At 66.6% G+C, this 7,433-nt stretch carries 8 protein-coding genes; 2 read left to right on the top strand and 6 right to left on the bottom strand.

Translation table 11 applies throughout. The annotated features are described in order from the left end of the window. On the top strand, positions 1-245 hold a 245-nt coding region (locus tag AC1DY5_RS34700; RefSeq protein ID WP_478118915.1), incomplete at its 5' end, for an alpha/beta fold hydrolase. Here AC1DY5_RS34700 and AC1DY5_RS34695 read toward each other — a convergent pair. The 3 genes from AC1DY5_RS34695 to AC1DY5_RS34685 form a co-directional block, all read right to left on the bottom strand. Further along, positions 202-795 carry a MarR family winged helix-turn-helix transcriptional regulator gene (locus tag AC1DY5_RS34695; RefSeq protein ID WP_478118913.1) on the bottom strand — a complete coding sequence of 198 codons (594 nt, stop codon included), beginning with the start codon at positions 793-795 and terminating at the stop codon, positions 202-204. The two genes, AC1DY5_RS34700 and AC1DY5_RS34695, sit on opposite strands and share 44 nt — an antisense overlap. A 128-nt stretch (positions 796-923) precedes the next feature. Then, positions 924-1,247, bottom strand: a complete 324-nt coding sequence (locus tag AC1DY5_RS34690; RefSeq protein ID WP_478118911.1) for a 2Fe-2S iron-sulfur cluster-binding protein — start codon at positions 1,245-1,247, stop codon at positions 924-926. A 14-nt stretch (positions 1,248-1,261) separates the two neighbouring features. Next, positions 1,262-2,461: a cytochrome P450 gene (locus AC1DY5_RS34685; protein ID WP_478118909.1), complete on the bottom strand. Its 1,200-nt coding sequence runs from the start codon at positions 2,459-2,461 to the stop codon at positions 1,262-1,264. Positions 2,462-2,619: 158 nt separating this feature from the next. Between AC1DY5_RS34685 and AC1DY5_RS34680 the strand changes: the two genes are divergently transcribed. Continuing rightward, a complete protein-coding gene (locus AC1DY5_RS34680) occupies positions 2,620-3,342 on the top strand; it encodes a FadR/GntR family transcriptional regulator (RefSeq protein ID WP_478118907.1) in 723 nt (240 codons plus the stop codon). 48 nt (positions 3,343-3,390) lie between these two features. On the opposite strand, the gene AC1DY5_RS34675 is transcribed toward AC1DY5_RS34680, so the two are convergent. The 3 genes from AC1DY5_RS34675 to AC1DY5_RS34665 all read right to left on the bottom strand — a co-directional run. Then, positions 3,391-5,130: an FAD-dependent oxidoreductase gene (locus AC1DY5_RS34675; protein WP_478118906.1), complete on the bottom strand. Its 1,740-nt coding sequence runs from the start codon at positions 5,128-5,130 to the stop codon at positions 3,391-3,393. Next, positions 5,114-6,424: a CaiB/BaiF CoA transferase family protein gene (locus AC1DY5_RS34670; protein ID WP_478118905.1), complete on the bottom strand. Its 1,311-nt coding sequence runs from the start codon at positions 6,422-6,424 to the stop codon at positions 5,114-5,116. Before AC1DY5_RS34670 ends, AC1DY5_RS34675 begins: the two co-directional genes overlap by 17 nt. Positions 6,425-6,440: 16 nt before the next feature. Continuing rightward, positions 6,441-7,433 (bottom strand): Rieske 2Fe-2S domain-containing protein (locus AC1DY5_RS34665; RefSeq protein WP_478118904.1); only part of this gene is annotated, 993 nt, incomplete at its 5' end.

The raw sequence follows: 7,433 nt of genomic DNA, 5'->3' as shown, positions 1-7,433 counted from the left end.
GGATGTACCGGGGTCGGGCCGAGGAGAGCCCGCCCGGAGCGCAGGTGCCGCGGGTGGAGGTGCCGACGGGCGTCGCATGCTTTCCGGCGGAGTTCATCCCGTATCCGCCGCGGCACGTGGCCGAGCGCGCCTATGCGGTGGCCCGGTGGACACAGATGGGCTCCGGCGGCCATTTTGCGGCGCTGGAAGAGCCCGTCGCATTCAGCGACGAGGTCCGGGCTTTCTTCGACCAGATCGGCTACTAGCCTCCGGGGCGGTCCCGGTCGCGGGTGGCGTCGAGACGCCGCGGCGCCGCAGCGGCGGGCCATCGGCAGGCAAGCCCAGTGCCGCGCGCTCCTCGCGACTGAATGCGGCGGTGGCATCTTCGACGTGCGGCAGGTTCATGTAGACGCGACGCAGCAGCGCGCGCAGCGTTTCGACCTCCTCGTTCGACAGCACGGAAATCGCAGCGACTTCGCGCACCAGCGCCAACCGGATGATCCGGTCGTGCAGCCGTCGGCCCTCGGGTGTGAAGACGGCATGGCGCACGCGGCCATCGCTTTCATCGGGCTCGAGTCGGACCAGGCCTTGAGCTTGCATCGACTTGAGCGTGCGGGAGATCGCGCCCTTGTCCGCATCCAACAGCTGGACAATGCGCTGCGCCGTGACTCTCCCTTCGATGGCCAGCATCACCATGACCCGCCAGGTTTCGATGCCGATGGCGTAGAGGGACAGATAAGCGCTGGATGCGCCGCTGGAGAGGTTGCTGGCGATGAGCGTGATGAGCCCCGGAACGTACCTGTTGAGGTCCAGCACGGGTCCTTCCCGGGATTGACGCAGGGAAGAGCGGGGGTGAAGGTCAGACGCTTTGCGGGATGTCACGGAAGGTTCGGGTGGATGACTTTCCCCAAGCCTAACTTCTTTTGTAGCCCGCCCCAAGCCGCTCACTGCTGGCGATTCGGGAGGGCGAGGGCCAGCCCGTCCAGGTCGGCGGTGATCCGCAACTGGCAACCGAGGCGGCTGTTGGGCTGCCGGGGCGCAGCCGTGCAGTCGAGCATCTCGTCTTCGTTCTGGCTCATTGCGGGCAGGCGTTCCAGCCAGTCGGGATGCACCATCACGTGACAGGTTCCGCACATGGCGGCGCCTCCGCACTCCCCGATGATGCCTTCGGTTGCGGCGTCGACCGCGGCGCGCATGAACGTGGACCCCGCGCTGACCTCGAGCTGAACCTGCGTGCCAGCGGGCAAGGCGACGTTGACGATCGGCATGTGTCGCACCCTCCTCAGGCCGCAACGAGTTCCAGCGGGAGCTTGCGCATGGCTCGCAGCGAGTTGTTGTGGTGCCGCTCGTGAGGGGCGGTCAGCTCGATGCGCTTGACCTTGCGCGCCAGCGTGCGCAGGACGATCTCGCCTTCCATCCGGGCGATGATCTGGCCGACGCAGCCGTGAATCCCCGCGCCGAAGACGACGTGCCCCACGGGGTTGCGCTCGACGTTGAACCGATTCGGCTCGGACCATTTGCGCGGATCGCGATTCGCGGCTCCCAGCAGCGTCAGCACCTTGCGGTCCTCGGCGATCGGGACGCCGTCGATCTCGACGGCACGCGACGTCGTGCGGAAGATGGTCTGTACGATGGACTCGTAGCGCAGGCCCTCTTCGAAGGTCTGGCGGGCGAGAGCCGGGTTGGCGTGCAGCTTGGCGTACTCGTCCGGATGGCGCGCCAGCGTCAGCAGCACGTTGGCGATGCCGTTGATGGTGGTATCGACGCCCGCGGAGAGGAAGGAACGCACCAGCATCGGTGCCTGCTCGTGGGTGATCTCGCCGGTGTCGGCCGCCTGGTAGATGAGGTGGCCCAGCCCGCCTGGACGCAACGCCTTTCGCTCGCAATGGTCCATGACCCAGGACGACACCGGCTTGAACCGCTCCATGGACCGTTCAAACAACGCGTTGCGCGGACCCAGTGCATTGAACACCATGTCGCCGTAGAGCAGCAGGTTGTCGCGGCCCTCGCACTCCAGGCCCACGGCATCCGGAAAGACCTTGAGCGGGAAATGCTCGGCCAGTTCCTTGACGCCCTCGATCTCCCGCTTCGCGAGCAGACGAACGAACATTGCCTCGGCTTCGGCCTCGAAAAGGTCGCGCAGCTGCTGGATGGTCTTCGGCGACATGACCCGCGAGATCACGGTCCGCACGACCGTGTGGTCCGGCGGGTCCGCCTCGAGCAACAGGCTCTTGGGGCGGAAGGGCGCTTCGTGCCTGAAGTTCGCGAGGCCGACGCCGGCCGAGGAAATAAAGCTCTCCCAATTCGTCAGCACCGATTGAACCTGCGCGTGGCGGGCGACCACGTGCAGGTCGTACTTCGGCAGGAAGACCACCGGGCCGGCCTCGCGAAGCACCTCGTGCATGGCATAGGGCTCATCGATCATCTCGGCACTGAAGGGATCAATGTCGATCTCGGGAATTTGAGTGGCAACTGCGTCCATGTCTCACATCTTTCGTGGGGAAAGACTCGACTGTAGGAACAATTAGTTGAACGTTCAACATTCTCGGATGCTCGGTTTCCCCTAGGTTTGTCGTGATTGGAGCCATTCAACGTCATTCGGGTAGAATGATTGAGCCAATGACCACCGGTTTGCTCACCATGGATTTTTCTGCAATCGCTCCCTCGCGGGCCGTCGACGAGATCTCCGCGCAGGTGAGGGAAATGATCGCGGGCGGGAAACTCAAGCCGGGAGACCGCCTGCCATCGGAACGGGACCTGTCGGCCCGGCTCAACGTCAGCCGCAACACTTTGCGCGAGGCGCTGCGAGGGCTTGAGCACGCAGGCATCGTGGAGATGCGCAAGGGCGCGACCGGCGGGGCCTTCGTTCGCTTTGGAAGCTCGGGCGTCATTGTGAGCGGGATGCGCGATCTCTATCACCTCGGTGCGATCACCCCGCAGCAGCTGACCGAGGCACGCGTGTGGCTGTGCGAAGTGGTGGTGCGCGTCGCGTGCGAACGCGCGACCGACGAGGATTTTGCGGCGCTCGAGGCCAATATCGATGCCGCGGCCAGGGCGGCCGAATTCGACGAGCGCGCGCGTCACAACCGCGAGTTCCACATCATCCTGGCGCGCGCCACGCGCAACCCGATCCTGGTGATCACGATGGAGGGCATCGTCGCGGTCTTCGCGCAGTTCATCGCGCAGATCGGGCCCAGCGACAATGCGTTCATCTTGCCTTCGCGCCGTCGCTTCATGAAGCACCTGCGGGCCCGCGATGCCGCCGCTGCAATGGCGGAAATGACGAAGGCGCTGGTCCGGCTGCAAACCAAGTACATGGACCAATGGGGCGCCCGTTCGGCGGCAGCCCAGGGCACGGCCTGAGGAAATCGCAGTGGCCGGTGAATGGCCGCGCCGCCGGGGGTCCGCCGCCTATCGCTTGGCGACGATGCCTCTTGCCAGCCGATAGGCGAAGACCATCGCCGGCCCCAGCGTGGCTCCGGGTCCGGGATAGCTGCCGCGCCAGATTGATGCCATGTCGTTGCCGCATGCATAGAGCCCTGCCACTGCGCGACCTTCCTTGTCGAGCACCTCGCCGTCCGCCGTGGTGGACAAGCCTGAACTGTTCGCGGCCTCGCCCGGCCAGATTTCGAGTCCGACATAGGGGCCGCCCAGCAGAGGCGCCAGGCAGGGGTTGGGCGCTTGGTCGGGATTGCCGTTGAAGCGACTGACGGCCGTGCTGCCTTTGCCGAACAGCGCGTCGCAGCCCTCGCTGGCGGCTTCGTTCATCTGGGCGACGCTGGCGCGAAGTCCGTCCGGGTCGATCCCCAAACGGCTGGCCAGAGCGTCCAGGGATTCGCCGATGGCGACATAGCCGCGCTGAATCCATCGGTCGAGATTCGTCGTGCCCGGATGAATGGCGCCAAGTCCGTACTGTTTCACGAAGGCGAGGCTGCAGACCAGGTACGCTGGCGTCGCGCATGGCGCGGTGGCGCGCGCGGTCCGCATGCCTTCGACGAAGTAGTGATATGAGGCGCCTTCATTCACGAAGCGCCGGCCCGCGCGATCGACCGCGAGCAGACCGGGCTTTGCACGGTCGAGGAACAGGTGAGGGTAGAGCGACGCGCCCCCGGCACCGTCGGGCACCAGGGACACGGGCTGCCACAGGAAGTCGGGATCGCTGCGCGCGAGCGCGGCGCCCACTGCCAGCGCGGCTTCCATGCCTTCACCTCGGTTGCCCTCGAAGGACAGGCTGCGGGACTGCAGCGCATGGGTGTCGAACGCTTGTCGCAACCCGGCATGGTGTCCCACGCCGCCCGCGCACAGCACGACACCGGAAGGCGCATCGATGATCCGGGATGCGCCTGCATCCTGCGCGACGACGCGGACGCCAACCACGCACCCCGCCTCGACGACCAGGCTTTCGCAGCGCGCCCCGTACACCACGGTGACGCCCGCCTGCTTCAGGCTGTAGAGGAGTCGGGCGACCAGCGCATTGCCCATGACCAGTCGCGTGCCGCGGCGGTAGCCTCTCAGGCGGTCGAGTGCATACCGGCCGACGAGTCGGGCGGCGCGCAGGAAGTGGGACGCGGACCGGAAGCGTCCGAGCAATGCGCCGATGTCGGCCTTGCCGACCATCATGCCGCCCAGCACCATGAAGGACTGCATCGGCGCCCGCACGCGGGAGAAATCGCGGCCGAGCTTGCGGCCGTCGAATTCCAGCGGCGAGATCGCCCGGCCTGCCATGGCCGCGCCGGGCAGTTCAAGATAGTCTGGATGCACGCCTGCGGAACGGAACGCGACGGCCGTGTGGGCTTCGAGGAAGTCGATCGCCTCGGCGGCCGAAGCCAGGTAGGCCGCCCTCAGGCCACGTGGATCGTCAGGACCCACCAGGGCGTCGAGGTAGCTGCGTGCGTTGTCGAGGTGGTCGGGGTGTCCGGCACGGGCGCCCTGGCTGCTCCCCGGGATCCATAGCGTTCCGGCCGAGGTGGCGGTGGTGCCTCCTGCTTGGTCGCTGGCCTCGAGCAACGTGACCTTCAACCCGTGCAGCGCGGCGACCAGCGCGGTGGTCATGCCCGCCGCGCCGGCGCCGACCACGACGAGGTCGCAGCGGGCTTCGGCCGAGCGGGCCGAAGTCAGCGTCGGCACGTCGGCGTCATGCGGAGCCAGCATTCGACGCGCGGACCCGCTGGCCGAAAGCCCCTGCGCGGGCCAATTCCGCAACCTCGGTCGAGTTCCATCCGAGCACCTCGTGCAGCACGGCTTCGGTGTGCTGTCCGATGTTCGGCGCGGGCGTTGGATCGACCATCGGCGTGCGCGCATACCGGATCGGCGAGGCGATGTTCGGGATCTGGCCCAAGGTCGGGTGGGGAATGTGCGTGACGACCCGACGTGCCTCGGCTTCAGCCGATCGCATCGCTTCCCCGACGGTGCGAACCTCGCCGCAGGGTATCTGAGCCTCCCGCATGCGCGCCTGCCAATGAGACCAGGGAAGCTGGCGAAACGCGTCGCCAAGTTCCTGGAACAAGAAGTCGCGGCGTGCGATGCGGCCGTTGCGGTTCATCAGGGTCTGGTCGCCGGCGAGGTCGGGGCGTTCCAGCACCTGCCCGACCAGTCGCTGGAAGATCTTGTCGTTGCCGCAGTTGATGTAGAAGGGCTTGTCCGAGGCCTCGAAGACGCCCGACGGGCAGGTGTCGGGGCTCGTGTTGCCGTTGCGCTGAGGCTCCTGGCCCGAGACCAGATGCTGCATCGTGGCCCAGCCGGTCATCAGGAGTCCCGTGTCGAACAGGGCGACCTCGACGAACTGGCCTTCTCCTTGGCGCACGCGGGCGAACAACGCTCCGAGAATGGCGTTGGACACCATCATCGCGGTGCTGATGTCCATGACGGCAGATGAGGCCCTCACGCCCATGCGATCCGGGTAGCCGTTCATGGAGACGAAGCCGCTCTCGGCCTGCACCACGGGGTCGAAGCCCAGGCGGTCCGCGAAGGGACCCTCGCGGCCGTAGGCCGAGACCGAGCAATAGATGATCTTCGGATTGAGGGCACGGCACGCGGCGTAGTCGAGCCCGAACCGGGCCATCACGCCAGTCGAGAAATTCTCGACCACCACGTCGGCACTCGCGATCAGGCTGCGCGCTACCTCGATGCCCGCCGGCGTCTTCAGATCGACCGCAACGCTGCGCTTGTTGCGGTTGCTCCAGAGGAAGGGGCCGCCCTGGGCTTCGAGGTCCGGCACGGCCGGCGGGTAGTAGCGCAACTCGTCGCCGCGCTCGGGCGCCTCGATCTTCACCACGTCCGCACCCATGTCTGCGAGGAACATGGTGGCCAGGGGCCCGGCGATGAAGTGGGTGAAATCGACGACGCGAATGCCTTGAAGCACGGTCGGCGCATGCGCGGGTCGCGGAACGTGCGCCGGGAATTCGTGGGCGCGCTGCGCGAGCGTGGATGGAGCGGATGTGGTCATGAAAGCTCGATGTCTGTCACGGCGCGTAGCCGAAGTCCTTGCCGGGCTCGGCACGCATGAATTCGCTTCCGGCCGCCATCCAGTCCGCGCCTTCGGGCACCGTGATCGAGATCGCGCGGACGAGGAATTTCGAGGCGTCATCGACGGAGGGCGGCCGCACACCATCGGCGCGCAAGCGCTTCACGGATTCGAGCAGGACGCGGCGGGTTCTCGCGACGCCGCTGTCGCTCAGGCCGAGGTTCTCCTTGCTGCGGTCGTAGATCGGCGCCACGCCGGACTGGCAGGCTGCGTCCTGCAGCCAGAGGCCCGGCATGCCCGCGTTGTACTTCTTGGCCAGGGCCGGCGCATAGCCGTAGGCGTTCTCGCGGTTGTACTTGCTCCAGTACGTGTGGTACGGGTGGGTGACGGGCCGCGGCTCGGCGAACGAGGCTTCGGATGCGTGGCCGGTTTCGCGGTCGTTGTGGCCGGCCATGAAGAGCTTGCGCGTCTTTTCGTAGAAGGGCTGGGCCGGATGGTACGAAAACATGATGCACAGCGTGTGCTCGTCGTCGATTGGCACCCAGGCGTGGCCGCTCAATTCGGGATACTGGGAGAAGGGCGGTACCAGAGTCCAGAACGGCAGCAGGAACTGGTTCACTCGAATGTAGTTCTTGTCCTCGCCGAGCTTCCGGCGCGAGGCGACATGCACGCCGCCCTCGTGCTGCACGACCTCGAACTTCGGTGCCAGGTCGGCCGCTTGCTTCCATTGGTCGATGCTGCCACCGGCGTCGACGCGGCCGTGCAGGATCGCCGCGTGCGCCGAATCGATCTCGCCTTCGAGCGCCTGCAGCCAGTTGCAGTCCTGGATGCGCATGGACACGTGCACGTTCTCCGGCGGCACCATGTTCCATTCCATGCTCGGCAGTTCGGGCGGCTCCGCGTCCGGGCCCATGTACGTCCACAACACGCCGTTGCGCTCGCGCACGGGGTAGGCCTTGACCCGCACGCGATTCAGCATCGGCGTGTTCTC

The organism is Variovorax sp. P4_D9, from assembly GCF_056401695.1.
The sequence above is the reverse complement of the archived record's forward strand: the minus strand, read 5'-3'. Positions and strand labels throughout refer to the sequence as shown.